Genomic DNA, 14,249 nt, shown 5'->3' on the forward strand with positions numbered 1-14,249 from the left:
GCCGCCATTGTAGGCCTGTCAGGCGGGAACCAGGGACCCGGCGATCAGGGCGCCAGGCGCTCCCGGCTCCAGGTATCGCCCTGCAGGCGATAGTTGAGGCGGTCATGCAGGCGGCTCGGGCGCCCCTGCCAGAACTCGATGCGGTCCGGCAGCAAGCGGTAGCCGCCCCAGTGGGGAGGGCAATGCGGGGTCTGGTCCAGGAAGCGCCGTTCAGTCTGCGCCAGCAGTTCCTCGAGCTCTTCCCGCCCGGTAATCACCCGGCTCTGGGGCGACGCCCAGGCGCCCAGGCGGCTGCCCAGGGGGCGGACCTGGAAATAGGCATCGGACTCGGCCGGGGAAACCCGCTCGACCGCCCCTTCGATGCGCACCTGGCGCTCCAGGCTGGGCCAGAAGAAAGTCATGGCGGCGAACGGACGGGCCGCCAGTTGCTGGCCCTTGGCGCCGTCATAGTTGCTGAAGAAGGTGAAGCCCCGAGCATCCAGGCCCTTGAGCAGCAGCACCCGGCAGTGCGGGCGACCGTCGGCATCGACGGTGGCGAGGGTCATGGCGTTGGGTTCGACGGGCAGCTGCTCGGTCTTCACCGCATCAGCGAACCACCGCTGGAACAGGGCGAACGGCTCGAGCGGTGCATCGGCTTCGCTCAAACCGTCGCGGGTGTAATCACGGCGCATATCGGCCAGGGTCTGGGTCATGGCTGAGCTCTCGAAGTCAGGCAGACCCTAGCTTACCCCGCCGCGAATTACTTGGGTTGATCTGCGACAACCACTTGCTTGCCGGCAATGGCCTTGCCCTTGTCAGCCGTGGTTTTCGCGGACTTGCCCTTCTCGGGTTTGGTCTCGTCGGCCTTGGCCACCACCGGGGTGGTGGCGGGCGCCGGCTGGCTGTACTGGGCGACCAGGGCCTTCATGGTGTTCTGGGCGGTCATGATGATCTCGACCCGGCGGTTGAGTTCACGGCCTTCGAGGCTGTCGTTGGCCGCGCGAGGCATGTCCGACCCCATGCCCTGGACCATCAGGCGATCCTGCTTGAGGCCGCTCAGGCGGAAGATGGCGGTGAAGGCGCGGGCGCGCTCGTGGCTCAGCTCACGGTTCAGGGCAGCCGCACCGCTGCTGTCGGCATGGCCGATGACCAGCACGGCGATCTTCTTGTCGTGTTCCAGCAGCTTGGCCACGCGGCTGATCGGACCCAGGGTCACCGGCATCAGCATGCTCGGGCGGTCCGGGTTGAAGGTGCCTTTCACCGGGGCGGTGATGACCAGTACGTTTTCCCGACGCTCCAGCTCGAAATGGCTGTCCTTGATGGCGTCGCGCACTTGCGGCTCGTAATCGTCCAGCCACGCCTGGGTCACTTCTGGAGGCGGCATGGGAACGGGCTTGGGTTTGGATTTCTCGGAACCGGCGCAACCTGCGACCAGCAAACAAAGGGCAAGGGCGATCGTTTTGTTAGCGAGCATCGGTCATCCACACGTAGACAATCTTGGAAAAGCCAGCAAATGGCCAGCTTGCAGGCGAAACCTGCAACAGTGGCCGGAGTTTAGCCGAGCTTTCTACAAACAATCAGCCAATACGCGCGCAAGTTTCTGCGCACGGGGGTCCATTAAGACGAACGGTCCTAGATTGTTGATTACAAACCCAAAAGCGACGTCGCGCTCGGGATCGGCAAAACCGATGGAGCCCCCGGCCCCCGGGTGACCGAACGCACGCGGCCCCATGCCGTAGGTGGCGTTGGGCACATCCGGCTGGTCGAGCATGCAGCCCAGGCCGAAGCGGGTGCGGGTCAGCAGGGTCTTGTCCTCGCCCACGCAGTGCTCGCGGGTCAGCTCATCCAGCAGTTCGCTCTCCAGCAGGCGACCGTCCAGCAGGCCGCTGTAGAACCCCGCCAGGCTGCGGGCGTTGCCGTGGCCGTTGGCCGCCGGCTGCTGCATGCGCCGCCATTCCGGCTTGTTGGTGCTGGTCATGATCGACGGCGGGTTGGTGAAGGCACGGGTGCTGAGCGCCGTGGCGTCGCTCATGGTCACCTTGAGCAGGCGCTGGGCCGCGGCATCGCCGACGTTGCCCTTGCCCCGGGAGATCATCGCCACCCGGTGGAATTCGTCGTCCGCCAGGCCCACATGGAAGTCCAGTCCCAGGGGCCTGGCGGTGCGGGCCACGATGGATTCGCCCGGGCCACGGCCTTCGACCCGACGCAGCACCTCGCCCACCAGCCAGCCGTAGGTGATCGGCGCATAACCGTGGCCTTCGCCCAAGGACCACCAGGGCGTTTCCGCCGCCAGCGCGGTGGTCATCGCCTCCCAGTCGTACAGCGCCTCGGCCGGCAGCAGCTCATGCAGCGCCGGCAGGCCTGCTTGGTGGCACAGCAGGTGGCGCAGGGTGATGCGTTCCTTGCCGGCAGCGGCGAATTCCGGCCAGTAGCGCGCCACCGGGGCATCGAGTTCCAGCTTGCCCTCCCCCACCAGCTGCAGCGCGGTAACGGCCGTGAAGGTCTTGGTGCAGGAAAACAGATTCAGGATGGTGTCGCTGTGCCAGGCCTGCTGGCCGTCCTTGTCGGCCGTGCCGGCCCAGATATCCAGGACCGTCTCCCCGCCGACCTGGACGCACAACGCGGCGCCCCGCTCCTGCGGGTCCTCGAACAAGGCGGCGAACGCGTCCTTGACCGCCTCGAAGCGGAGGTCGAAATAGCCCTGAATCTGCATGCCTCAATCCTTCTTTTCGTTGCCGGTGGCCTTCGCCGGTTCTGCGGCACTGCCGGCCTGCGCGGCAACAGCCTCGAGAAACCAGGTGCCCAGGTCGATGTTGGTCTTGCGCACCGCGCCGACGAACGTGCCGAACGGCCGGTCGGTGATGCCCACCAGGCCGAAATGACCGTTCTCGCCGTCGAGCAGGCGGCCGGTCACGGGCTGGTCGAGGTACTGGAACCAGTGCGCGCCGACAATCGACGGCTCGGCCAGCGCCTGCTTGAGGAAGTGGGCGTAGGCCGGGGCACGCTGCGATTCATCGTACACCTCGCTGACGCCGCCCCAGAACGGCCCGCGGTCACGGGAGCCGAAGTGGAATTCGCCGATCAGCAGCGGTTTGTCCAGCGCCCGCAGGGCGGCGAAGTCATAGCCGTGCTGCGGTTCGCGGGTGTAGAAGTTGAAGCTCATGACATCGCAGTACTGCGCGCAGGCAGCCACCGCTTCCGGCGTGCTGATGGCGAAGCGACCGCCCAGCAGCAGGTGGTTGGGCGCGTGCCACTTGAGCGAATCGGCGATGGTCTTGAAATAGGTGTCGGCGAACAGCTGCTGGAAGCGCTGCAGATCCTTTTCGATGGCCGGGTACTGCTCGCTCGGCAGCGGCGCCTCGAAGCCCGGGTCCTCCATCAGTTCCCAGGCCGCCAGTTCGATCCCCCAGGCCTTGGACAGGCCTTGGTGATTGCGGTACTTGTCGCGCAGCTGCTTGAGGAAGGCGCGCTTGGCCGGTACATCGGTGGTCAGGCGCAGCGTGCCATAGGCCAGGGCGTAACGCCCACGCGGCCCCGGCTCCGGGTGTGCCCAGGCCAGTTCGTTGTCGGCGAAATAGCCCATCAGCCAGGGGTCATCACGGTGATCGCGGGCGGTGATCGCCACGGCCCGCTCGGTGGCCATGGCAAAGCGCGGGTCGAACGGATCGGGCATGCCGCCCCACCAGTCCAGGCCGGTGCTGATGGTCTGGTAGTCGCCACTGATCGACAGCGGCAGGGTGTAGGGCACGCGCTCGGCCTGCCCCAGCGGCAGTTCGCTCCAGTTGCCGATGGTGTTGAAACCCCAGGCCTGCAGGCGATCGAGTGTGTGCTTGACCCAGCGCGGCTCGTCGAACGCCGCCGGCTCGCACGCCTTCTCCGGCGTAGCTGCCGGGGCGGGAGCAGGTGCAGGCCCTGCGCCGGCGGGCGCGGCAGGTGCCGGCTCGGCGACCTTCGCGTCCTGGCAGGCGGCGTTGGCGTAAGTGCGGTGCAAGTTGGCCTGGTAGAAGTCGAACCAGCGGCCATGGCCGAAGCCACGGCCCTTGGCCGCGCCGGTGTCGCGGCGGCTGTCGGCATTGCCGTAGTACGCCGCCAGGGGATCGCCGTCCTTGGGCAGCTCGGCGAACATCTGCTCCCGGCCTTCGATGTAGGTCTGGCTCTGCTTGGCGCTGACCGCGTTCACCCCGAGGGAGAAGAACGGGTGGCCCTCGGGCGTGACCAGGAACCAGCGGCCGTCACGCTTCTCGGTGCGGAAAAAGCCGGACGCCTCGAACGTCGGGCCGCCCAGCAAGCCGCCGAAACGGTCCAGTTGCGGCCGCTCGGCCAGCCACTTCTCCAGCTGCGCCTGCTCCTTGATCGCGGCGGCCTTGAGCTGCTCGGCATCGCGCACCTTCTCCGGCCACTGGCTGCGGGTGAACTGACCGAAGCCGTCGACGATGCCGGTGTAGGCCGCCTGCTCCACCGCGTTGCCGTCACGCACGCCAAAGCGGCCGACCAGGATGCTCTGGGCCACGTCCGGCTGGGTCAGGGACAGGCTGACGCGGACCACCTGGCTGGCGTCCAGCTCGCCGTCGACCTGAGTCGCCAACAGCACCGACTGGCCCTCGTGGGACCACGGCATGGGCGGCGCCGCGCGCATGCCCTGGGCCCGCGGGGACACCGCATGCAACGGCACCATCAGGATCTGGCCCGGCCCAGCAGGGAGCGCGATGCGGCTGTTCAGGCGCTTGCCATCGCGGCTCTCGATCTCGACGTCCAGGGTCAGGGCCCAGTCCATGGCGTTCTGCAGGTGCAGGGTCATGGCGGCGGCGGCGGACCAGTCCCACTGCCCTTCCTGGGGCGTCAGGTTCAGGGTCGGGCGCGCCGCCGGGTTGAAGGTCACCCGGCGCAGCACGGCGCCTTCGGCCGTGGGCTCACCGGTGACTTCGGGAAAGTAGGCGTCTGCCGTCTCGACCTGCACCACGTCAGTGGGGCTGACGAAATTGAACAGCGTGTGTTGCCCCTCGGGCGCGGCGAACAGGGGCGCGGCAACGAACCAGACCAGCACAGCAGGCAACGCACGAAACATCATCTACAAGCACTCCTAGATCCCATGTTGGCCACAGGCGGCCAACGGGCAAAACCTGTTCATTGTTCGGGCCGCAACGCGCGGCCCGTCAGCTGACCTCACGGCGGAACGGTGGCAGCGCATTGAGAATGGCCTTGCCGTAACGCTGGGTCACTACCCGTCGATCGAGCAGCGTGATAATGCCGCGATCCTGCTCGGTGCGCAGCAACCGACCGCACGCCTGCACCAGACGCAGCGACGCATCCGGCACGGCAATTTCCATGAAGGGGTTGCCGCCGCGCGCCTCGATCCACTCGGCCAGGGCCGCCTCCACCGGGTCATCCGGCACGGCGAAGGGAATCTTGGCGATCACCACGTGTTCGCAATAGGCCCCCGGCAGGTCGACCCCCTCGGCAAAACTGGCCAGGCCGAACAGCACGCTTTCCTCGCCGCTGTCGACCCGGGCCTTGTGCTTGTTCAGGGTTTCCTGCTTGGACAGGTTGCCCTGGATGAACACCCGCTTGCGCCAGTCGCGCTCCAGGCCTTCGAACACATCCTGCATCTGTTTGCGCGAGGAAAACAGCACCAGCGTGCCACGGGAGCCTTCGACCAGCCCCGGCAGCTCGCGCACGATGGCCGCCGTGTGCACGGCCGCGTCCCGCGGGTCGGCCTTGAGGTCCGGCACCCGCAGCACGCCGGCATCGGCATGGTGGAAGGGGCTCGGCACCACCGCCGTCACCGCCACCCGGGGCAGGCCGGCGCGCATGCGGTAGCGGTCGAAGGTGCCCAGGGCGGTGAGGGTGGCCGAGGTGACCAGGGCGCCGTAGGCGACGTTCCACAGGTTGCGGCGCAGGGTCTCCGCCGCCAGGATCGGGCTGGCGTTGACCTCGATGTCGAACAGCGCACCGCTCTCGGCCAGGGTCAGCCAGCGGGCCATGGGCGGACTCTCGTCCGGGTCTTCGGTGGTGAAAGCCAGCCACAGCTCCCAGTTGCCCTTGGCCCGCGCCAGCAGGCTGCCGAACAGCGGGTACCACTCTTCCGCCTGGTGGCTGGCGATGCCGATGGTGGCCTCGCCGTCCATGGCTTCCTTGAGTTGCTCGGTGATGCCGGTGAACAGATCGTTGAGCTTGGAGAAACCCTTCTTCAGCTCCAGCCCCAGCTCCACCATGTGCTCGGGCACCAGCCCGCCAACGAACCGGTGGCGCGGCCGCTCGCGGCCCTCCATGTCTTCGCCCGGCTTGAACTCGGCGATCTGCTCGCAGGCGCTGAACATGAACTGCTGCTGGGTGCGGATTTCACGCGCCAGCTCCGGCACCTGCTCGATCAGCCGACCGAGGTCACCGGGCAGCGGGTGCTGGGCCAGCAGTTTGGTGAGATTCTTCGCGGTCTGCTCCAGCCACTCGGCAGTGGAACGCAAGCGGGTGAAATGGGCGAAATGGCCGATGGCCTTGTCCGGCAGGTGGTGGCCTTCGTCGAACACGTATAGGGTTTCCCGCGGGTCGGGCAATACGGCCCCGCCGCCCAGGGCCAGGTCGGCCAGCACCATGTCGTGGTTGGTGACGATCACGTCGACCTTGCCCATGCCTTCGCGGGCCTTGTAGAAGGTGCACTGCTGGAAGTTGGGGCAATGACGGCCGGTGCACTGGCTGTGGTCGGTGGTCAGTTGCGACCAGCGGCTGTCTTCCAGTTCCTCGGGCCAGCTGTCGCGATCGCCGTCCCACTTGTTGCCGGCGAGCTTCTCGATCATCGCGGTGAACAGCTTCTGGCTCTGTTCGTCGACATCGATCTTGAAGCCTTCCTCCTCGAACAGCTGGGCCGTGGCGCTTTGCGCCTGGCCTTCCTGCAACAGCACGTCGAGCTTGGACAGGCACAGGTAGCGGCCGCGCCCCTTGGCCAGGGCGAAGCTGAAGTTCAGGCCGCTGTTGCGCATTAGGTCCGGCAGGTCCTTGTGCACGATCTGTTCCTGCAGGGCCACGGTCGCCGTGGCGATGACCAGCCGCTTGCCCGCCGCCTTGGCCGTGGGAATCGCCGCCAGGCTGTAGGCGACGGTCTTGCCGGTACCGGTACCGGCCTCCACCGCGACCACGGCCGGCTCGCCATCACGCTGCCCTTCGTCGTTGGCCTTGATCGCCCCGAGCACCTTGGCGATTTCCGCGATCATCAGGCGCTGGCCGTAACGCGGCTTGAGCGACTTGGATTCGAGGAAACGGGAATAGGCGCCCTGGATCTGGGACTTGAGTTCGGTACTGAGCATGGGGATCTGGGGTGCGGAAAAGGCTGGATAAATTTTCAGTGTTTGCAATCGGCCGCTATCATAGCGCGCTAATCGCCGTTGCGCAGGGAAGCCTGCTCAGCGGGGGCAAAACCGTGTTGCCCGCACCATCCGATAAGCCGCATCCAATAAAAAGCCTGGAGGACCCGAATGACCCCTTATGCGTTGATCTACACCCTGCACCTGCTGGCGGCCCTGGTCTGGGTCGGCGGGATGTTCTTCGCCTGGATGATCCTGCGCCCGGCTGCGGTGGGCGCGCTGGACGCCTCGGCGCGCCTGACCCTGTGGGTCGAGGTGTTCCGCCGGTTCTTTCTCTGGGTCTGGATCGCCGTGCTGGTGCTGCCGATCACCGGGGTCGGCATGCTGCACCTGGGTTTTTCCGGCTTCGACACCGCGCCGCGCTACGTGCACATCATGATCGGCCTGTACATCGCCATGCTGGCGCTGTTCATCCGCGTGCAGGCTCTGCAACTGCCGGAGCTGCGCAAGGCCGTCGAGGCCCAGGACTGGCCTGGCGCGGGTGCTGCACTCGGCCGGATTCGCCGCCTGGTGGGGATCAACCTGATCATCGGCCTGGCGCTGGTGAGCATCGCCGCCGCCCGCCCGACCTTCTAACGCGGTTCAAGGGACGGGCCTTGCGCCCGTCCCGCCGGTATCAGAAACGAACGATATCCACCGAACCGTGGGCACCCTGGCCGCCGACCAGACCCGGCTGGCCCGGTCGTCCGTCCCGTGCGCCGTCCGTGCTGTAAAGCCAGCAACCGGTGCTCGCCCCGCCTGCACCCGGCTTGCCGCCCTTGCCGGCCGGGCCGCCTTCGCCGCCCTCGACCCGAACCTGCATGCGCTCGATGGGGAAGTCCTGCGGCACTTCCAGGCGCACCTTGCCGCCTGCCGCGCCGGTCTGGCCGTCCGCACCATCCAGGCCGTCATGCCCGCGACTTGCGTCGCCCCAGGCACACCCGCCCGGCTTGCCGTCGGCGCCGTCCAGGCCATGGAACCCCGGCACACCGGCACCGCCGCGGGCGTCGATCAACAACGTCTGGGTCACCACCTTTTCCAGGCGGATGTTCAGGGTACGCCCCGGTAGCGCCGCCTTCTCGTGCGTGCCCGGTGCGCCACGGGCGGTGATCTGCGCCCCTTCGGCGATGTCGCCTTGCACCACGTTCAAGTGCAGGGTCTGCTCGCTCGGCGCGATGGCGATGCGTGCATCGCGGCCCAGGCGCAGCTCGGTGATACGGATCTCGGTCAAGCCGGCCGGCACCAGCAATGTGCCGTGGTCGGCGATCTGCAAGCGCTCCAGCACCAGCACGCTGCTGGTGGTCGGCAGGCGCAACATGGTGTGGGAATTTACGTCGACCACGGTCTGTGCCATGGCCAGCGGACTCAACAGCGCGGCCAGAAGGATTGCCTTACGCATGTTCGACCTCCAGCACCCCGGCAGCGACCGGCTCGGCGGCTGGTTCCTCGACCTTGGCCAGCGCTTGCGGCAGGCACAGCAGGTGAAAGATGCCGAACAGGAGAATCTGCACCGCGTGCAGCGCTGCCGCCGGCTGCGCCTGCCAGCGAGCCTTGAACAACATCAGTTCCAGCACGTGCAGCGCCAGCAGGCCACCACCCGCCAGGTTGAGCAGCAGGTCGAACGGTTGGGCGAACGGCCCGGCCAGATTGGCCAGCACCACCCCCCAGAACAGCACCCCTGCTGCCTTGCCGATATTCAAGAAAAGTTTCATGCCCCCGCCCCTAGCCGATTTTTGTTTTGCCGCACCTTAACCGCTTTGCCGGCAATGGGGAATGCGCCGACGATGGCAAAAAAATTCGGGGGCCTGGGCCCCCGCTCCACACAACGGACGGTTATCGGTCGACGTGCAGCTCGACACGACGGTTCTGCGCACGCCCGGCATCGCTGGCGTTATCCGCCACAGGCTGCTGTTCGCCATAACCCTGGCTGCTCAACTTGTTCGCAACCACACCCTGAGCGATCAGGAAATCCACCACGCTTTGCGCGCGGCGCTCCGACAGACCCTGGTTGTATGCGTCTGAACCGACGCTATCGGTATGCCCGGCCACTTTCACGCTGACCACCCGGGCGTCCGTGAGCCGGTTGCTGATCTGCGCGAGCTGCGCCTGGGCCTCGCCGGTCAACGTCGCCGAATCGAAGGCGAACAGCACGCTGCCCAGGTCGCTGAGCACGATCACTTCGTCTTCCTCCACCGGCATGGGCGCAGGCGCAGGTGCCACCTCACGGTCCGGGTAGACCTTGGGCGGACAGCCATCGTGATGAACCTGCAAACCAGACGGGGTATTGGGGCAGCGGTCACGCCGGTCATGGACACCATCACCGTCGTCGTCACCATCCTGGGCGTAACAGATCAGGCCACCGATCACGGCGCCTGCAACGGCACCGCCTGCGGCCCAGGCCGAACTCTCGATTGCGCCAAGGCCGCCACCGGCCAAGCCACCCATCGCACTGCACAGGGGCCAGTTCCCCTGGTTGAGCGCCGCGTCTCCCGTACTGGAAGTCGAGGCACAACCGGAAAGAACACTGCTGACCAAGAGAAAGGGCACCAGGGCCCTCGGGAAAGGAACTCTCATGGCAGGTATCTCCTGTGTCACCGGTGAAAGCACCGGTAACACAGGAGTAAAGACCTACCCTCGAAGCGCTACAAGCTGCCGGTCACTGCCGACAGGCAGCCTGAGCGATCAACCGTTACGGTTGGGCTTCGACTTCTGCTTCCACGCGACGGTTGATGGCGCGGCCTGCATCCGTGGCGTTGTCGGCCACCGGCTGGGCTTCACCATAACCCACCGCATTCACGCGGCCACCTTCGACGCCGTACTGATTGACCAGTACATCGCGAACGGCATTGGCGCGGCGCTCGGACAGGCCCTGGTTGTAGGCATCGGAACCGACGGAGTCGGTGTGCCCTTCAACCACGGTGGTGGTCTGCGGATATTGCTTCATGAAATCAGCCAGGCTCTTGATATCGCCATAGCTTTCTTCTTTGACTTGAGACTTGTCGAAATCGAATTTGACATCCAGTTCCACACGGACCGCTTCAGCGGCCGGCTCAGGAACCGGTTGCTCGACAACCACTTCTTCGACCACAACCACTTCTTCAGCCTGGGCACCATGCACCCAGCAATAGGCGGCCGCCATACCGGCACCCACTGCTGCGCCACCAGCTGCCCAGCTGGAGCTTTCGATAGCACCCAAAGCCGCGCCACCGACACCGCCGACAGCGGCACAGGTTGGCCAATCGCTTTTCTGCAGGCCGGCGCAACCGGTGAGGAAGCTGGTCGCCAGGATCAGGGGTACTGCTTTCCTTGTGATGCTCATATACAAGTTCTCCTGTAGGAATCGGCCTATACCGACACTTATGGATTAAAGACGGCAGTTTTAAAATCCGCCAGATTGGATTGATCGTCGACGAAAATCGTTCCGTGCTAGGCCATCACGCAGCAGCGCGTTAGTCTTTCGTCCCCTGATCGAGGATTTTCGATGACCGACCGCCTGTCTTCGCGCACGCCACAGCAAGCCGTGGCCGCCCTGCTCGCCCGTTACCTGCCCAATCGCCTGCTGCTGGTGGGAGCCAGCGAGCTGCCCGCGCTGAGCGCCTTCAAGGCCGCCCACGCGGACTGCGTGATCGCCCATGCCCCGGCGGGCGTGCTGCCGGCCGAGCTGGCCGCCCAACGTTTCGACCTGGCCCTGGTGGTCGATTGCCTGGAACACCTGCCGCGGCGCACCGGACTGGAACTGCTGGGCGGCATCCGCAATCTCAATGCCAATCGCCTGGCGGTGCTGGTCGACCTGCAGGCGAGCCAGTGGCAGGACACCGACTTCTTCTCCCTGGCGCTGCAAGCCAGCGAGCGCTTCCAGCGCGAGGAGCAGGTGCTCAGCCTGTTCACCTACGACCTGCTCGACTACAAGCAGGTGCCGGATTGGCTCAATGCGAAGTTCTGGGCCAACCCGGAAAATTTTGGCAAGTACTGGTGGTAACCCGATGAATATCAAGGGCTTACCTCACAATGACATCCAGCGAAGCGATGCCCGAGCAGGGCCAAGTGTCACCAGCCAGTCACCAGCGCTGTCACCAGAAACGGCCTCAGCGCCTGTCTGTATGGCACTATCGCCGTAACGGCATCTACTACCTCAGAGTCCGCCCTCGGGGCTGTGCAATCCGCAGCCTCGCAGTTTCCCTCCGCACCACCGATAGGCCTACAGCAATGACGCTTTCCCAGGACATCCTTCAGGCCCTGGCTATCTTTCATCTTGATCGCCCCGAGGCAGACTGGCCGATTCTCAAAGAGCGCCTGCTGGAGATCGCACATGACGCCCTGAGTGGTGCAAACAGCGATAGCTGCCTGTCGGCCTACGACATGATCTATGACGACCTCTCCATATCGCTCGCACAGGCAGCAGCCAAAGCACCGTTGAATGTGGATCAACACAAGGCACTGGACATTGGGCGAGAGATCGTAAAGGCCGCGCAAGCCCGCCTGAAGGGCAACACCAAGCCCCTCATGGGAGTTATCGAGCGCCTGGAGGGCCCGGATTCGGGTAGCGCACTGCCTCACGAGTCCTCCTCCCTATCTGTAGGCTCCCCCACTGGCCCAATCACCTTCGAGGCTCTCGCTGAGCTGTTCATCAGTGAACGTCGCGGCAACGTCGAGGATTCGACCCTTCGGGCCATCCAGTCGAACTGCCGGACCCTATCCAGCCTGCTGGGTGACCTCGATATCAGGACCCACACAAGGGCTGACATGGTGGCACTCAAGGAAAAAGTCACAGATGGCCGCAAGCCGCTGACCGTCAATAAGCTACTGACTCAGCTCTCGACCGTAATGGACTGGGCAAAGAACAACGGCCATATCGAGCGGGCCTTCGATAAGGGCCTGAAGATCGAACGGGGCGCAGAGAGCGACCGCAAGCCCTTTTCAAGGGACCAAGTGGCTACCATCATGGCCTACGCTAACGGCTTGCCAGCAGACGACTGGAAACGCTGGGCGCTTTCCCTTGGCGTCCTTACAGGTGCCCGAATTGGCGAGCTTTATCAGCTCACCCAGGCCGATGTTAAGCAGATTGGCGGAATCACCGTCATCGATATCAACAAGGATGAGAGAGGCAAGAAGCTGAAGAATGATTTCTCGGTGCGACAGGTCCCGCTCGTCGATGGGGTACACGGGTTCTCCCTCGGTGCATTCCTCGAATGGGTCGCCGGGGAGCCAGGGAAGCTGTTCAAGGCCAAGGCCCACTACTTCAACAAGCCGCTCAATGATGCGCTGCGCGAACCACTGGGTCTTGCCGCAGGTAGCGACCAGTCGTTCCACTCGCTCCGGCATTCTCTATCGGGTCTGCTGAAAGCCGCCGCGACGCCTGAAGTGGTCGCACAGAGCATCACTGGACATAGCTCGGGCAACATCACCTACGATCTCTACGCAGGCTCTCAGCGGGTTCCGGTGAAGACCCTGCATGCTGCGCTGCGCAATGCCTTCGAGGCATTTATACGATGAGCATCTGGGAGTTCATTGGTGTCCTCACCCTGGCCATCGTGATATTCGTTTGCATGCTGGACACTGACTGGAAGCGCAGGCTACTGCGGCACCATGGAGAAAAGAACTCGTAGCTGAACTTAGGGCAGCAATGTGATCGAGCTGTTGACGCCGCTGCCCTGTATCACTACCATCCGCCGCAAATTGCCTCCGGGCAAAACGCAAGCAACACCCCCTCCGCTTCACCCAACGCAACGCAATGTAAAGAACCCGGACCCTCGGACCTCAGCAAGAGGAGCTTTACTGTGCCTGCCATATCGTTGGTCATCCATATACAACTCACCCGAACCACACACCACCGTACTTAATCCGTGGTGCGCTTTGGCTCGACCTCCGAACGCTGTACGCAATCTCAGCGTCACGCCCCTCACCGCAGTTGCCTGACTGCACACCCCGAAATAGACGCATATACCCGCGCCTGGGAGTCTGGGTGCGCCCCCACTATTTGAATCAAGGAGAGATCATGCCAATTACAGCAAATACCACTCATGATGAAGTCTTGGCCCAAACCATCATCCTGCTCAACGACTTACGCCATGCCCTTGACCTAATTCGAGTCGAGACAGAGCGCGAAGAATTAGCGTTCGCTGTGCAGAACACTAAGGGACACTTTGCAGCTCTGCGTGAGGAGCTGGAAGACACCATTGCCCATCGCGGCGGACAGAAGCTTGCTCTGCTGGCTGAAGAGCTTGAGCGCGAATATGGCGTTGTAGACGACGATGAGGTCTTCTCGATTGGCGAGCTTCGGGAAATGGCGAAGGCCTCCCCTCGCGCTCTTGATAGCTCTTATCGTTCAATTCATAAAGCGTGGAAAGCCAGCGTATCCTCATGCCAGTTTGAGCAGTATCTAAACTCCACGGGCACTACAACATCATTTGAGTGGCAGGTGAAACACACCCTTCGGGCCTATTTTCACGAAGCGAAAGCGCTTTAAGCCAAGCAAATCCCCTCACTGGGAGACGGCACAACGTTTCCCAGGAGGTGGAGCATGCAACCTATTACCGGCGACCTTTCAACCAGCAATTCTCAGTACAAGCGGTGGGCAGCCCGGCGACGCACTTGCCCCCACCTAATCACCGACGCTGCTACAGCGGCCAACTCAATGCATCGAATACCAAACGCTGCTCCGAAGCATTCAGAGCCAACCGGGCCCAGGAGGGGGCGCCCGGCACTGAAAACAGAAAACCCGCTGGTGAATCTCATACCGTTCCTCTCGCTTAGCCGGCCTCGATGGTTCGACGATATCGTTTACGGCTCGATAGCCACGTCCGTCAGCACAAGCCAGGGGCGATTGAATGTACAGCCTGGGCAAGTCATCGCTGCCCTTCACCTCAGGACAATTTCAGTGGCCACACTTGGGCAGCAAGGTAATTCGAGCAGAGGGCTACAGTCGGTCGCCCAGGC

At 64.2% G+C, this 14,249-nt stretch carries 11 protein-coding genes and 2 pseudogenes; 4 read left to right on the top strand and 9 right to left on the bottom strand.

Features of this window, described 5'->3' with window-relative positions; all coding sequences use genetic code 11:
- Window positions 1-44 precede the first annotated feature (44 nt).
- The 5 genes and pseudogenes from pdxH to dinG all read right to left on the bottom strand — a co-directional run bounded on the left by pdxH (window position 45) and on the right by dinG (window position 7,277).
- Window positions 45-692 carry a pyridoxamine 5'-phosphate oxidase gene (gene pdxH / locus N5C28_RS17010; RefSeq protein ID WP_279824166.1) on the bottom strand — a complete coding sequence of 216 codons (648 nt, stop codon included), beginning with the start codon at window positions 690-692 and terminating at the stop codon, window positions 45-47.
- A 155-nt stretch (window positions 693-847) separates the two neighbouring features.
- Window positions 848-1,453, bottom strand: a pseudogene (locus N5C28_RS17015) (OmpA family protein); the annotation flags it as partial.
- A 93-nt stretch (window positions 1,454-1,546) separates the two neighbouring features.
- A complete protein-coding gene (locus N5C28_RS17020; RefSeq protein ID WP_279824171.1) occupies window positions 1,547-2,692 on the bottom strand; it encodes a serine hydrolase in 1,146 nt (381 codons plus the stop codon).
- Between the two features lie 3 nt (window positions 2,693-2,695).
- Window positions 2,696-5,047, bottom strand: a complete 2,352-nt coding sequence (locus tag N5C28_RS17025) for a beta-agarase (protein WP_279824172.1) — start codon at window positions 5,045-5,047, stop codon at window positions 2,696-2,698.
- Between the two features lie 85 nt (window positions 5,048-5,132).
- Window positions 5,133-7,277, bottom strand: a complete 2,145-nt coding sequence (dinG, locus tag N5C28_RS17030; protein WP_279824174.1) for an ATP-dependent DNA helicase DinG — start codon at window positions 7,275-7,277, stop codon at window positions 5,133-5,135.
- 168 nt (window positions 7,278-7,445) lie between these two features.
- On the opposite strand from dinG, the gene N5C28_RS17035 reads away from it, so the two are divergent.
- Window positions 7,446-7,910, top strand: a complete 465-nt coding sequence (locus N5C28_RS17035) for a DUF2269 family protein (RefSeq protein ID WP_279824176.1) — start codon at window positions 7,446-7,448, stop codon at window positions 7,908-7,910.
- A gap of 40 nt (window positions 7,911-7,950) precedes the next feature.
- Here the strand turns inward: N5C28_RS17035 and N5C28_RS17040 are convergent, their stop codons facing one another.
- The 4 genes and pseudogenes from N5C28_RS17040 to N5C28_RS17055 form a co-directional block, all read right to left on the bottom strand.
- Window positions 7,951-8,712 (bottom strand): collagen-like protein, encoded by a 762-nt coding sequence (locus N5C28_RS17040; protein ID WP_279824178.1) that lies wholly within the window; start codon window positions 8,710-8,712, stop codon window positions 7,951-7,953.
- Window positions 8,705-9,025 carry a DUF1145 domain-containing protein gene (locus N5C28_RS17045; RefSeq protein ID WP_279824180.1) on the bottom strand — a complete coding sequence of 107 codons (321 nt, stop codon included), beginning with the start codon at window positions 9,023-9,025 and terminating at the stop codon, window positions 8,705-8,707. The genes N5C28_RS17040 and N5C28_RS17045 overlap by 8 nt, the downstream gene beginning before the upstream one ends.
- Window positions 9,026-9,146: 121 nt before the next feature.
- On the bottom strand, window positions 9,147-9,887 hold the full coding sequence (locus tag N5C28_RS17050) for an OmpA family protein (RefSeq protein ID WP_279824183.1): 741 nt from the start codon (window positions 9,885-9,887) through the stop codon (window positions 9,147-9,149).
- Between the two features lie 115 nt (window positions 9,888-10,002).
- Window positions 10,003-10,356, bottom strand: a pseudogene (locus tag N5C28_RS17055) (OmpA family protein); the annotation flags it as partial.
- 438 nt (window positions 10,357-10,794) lie between these two features.
- On the opposite strand from N5C28_RS17055, the gene N5C28_RS17060 reads away from it, so the two are divergent.
- From N5C28_RS17060 to N5C28_RS17070, 3 genes are all read left to right on the top strand, one after another.
- Entirely contained in the window at window positions 10,795-11,292 is a 498-nt protein-coding gene (locus tag N5C28_RS17060; protein WP_279824186.1) for a DUF6231 family protein, read from the top strand.
- A gap of 227 nt (window positions 11,293-11,519) precedes the next feature.
- Window positions 11,520-12,806, top strand: a complete 1,287-nt coding sequence (locus N5C28_RS17065) for a site-specific integrase (RefSeq protein WP_279824189.1) — start codon at window positions 11,520-11,522, stop codon at window positions 12,804-12,806.
- Window positions 12,807-13,308: 502 nt separating this feature from the next.
- Window positions 13,309-13,779: a hypothetical protein gene (locus N5C28_RS17070; protein ID WP_279824191.1), complete on the top strand. Its 471-nt coding sequence runs from the start codon at window positions 13,309-13,311 to the stop codon at window positions 13,777-13,779.
- Window positions 13,780-14,249 lie beyond the last annotated feature (470 nt).

It is taken from the genome of Pseudomonas sp. GD03944, assembly GCF_029839275.1.
GTDB lineage: Bacteria > Pseudomonadota > Gammaproteobacteria > Pseudomonadales > Pseudomonadaceae > Aquipseudomonas.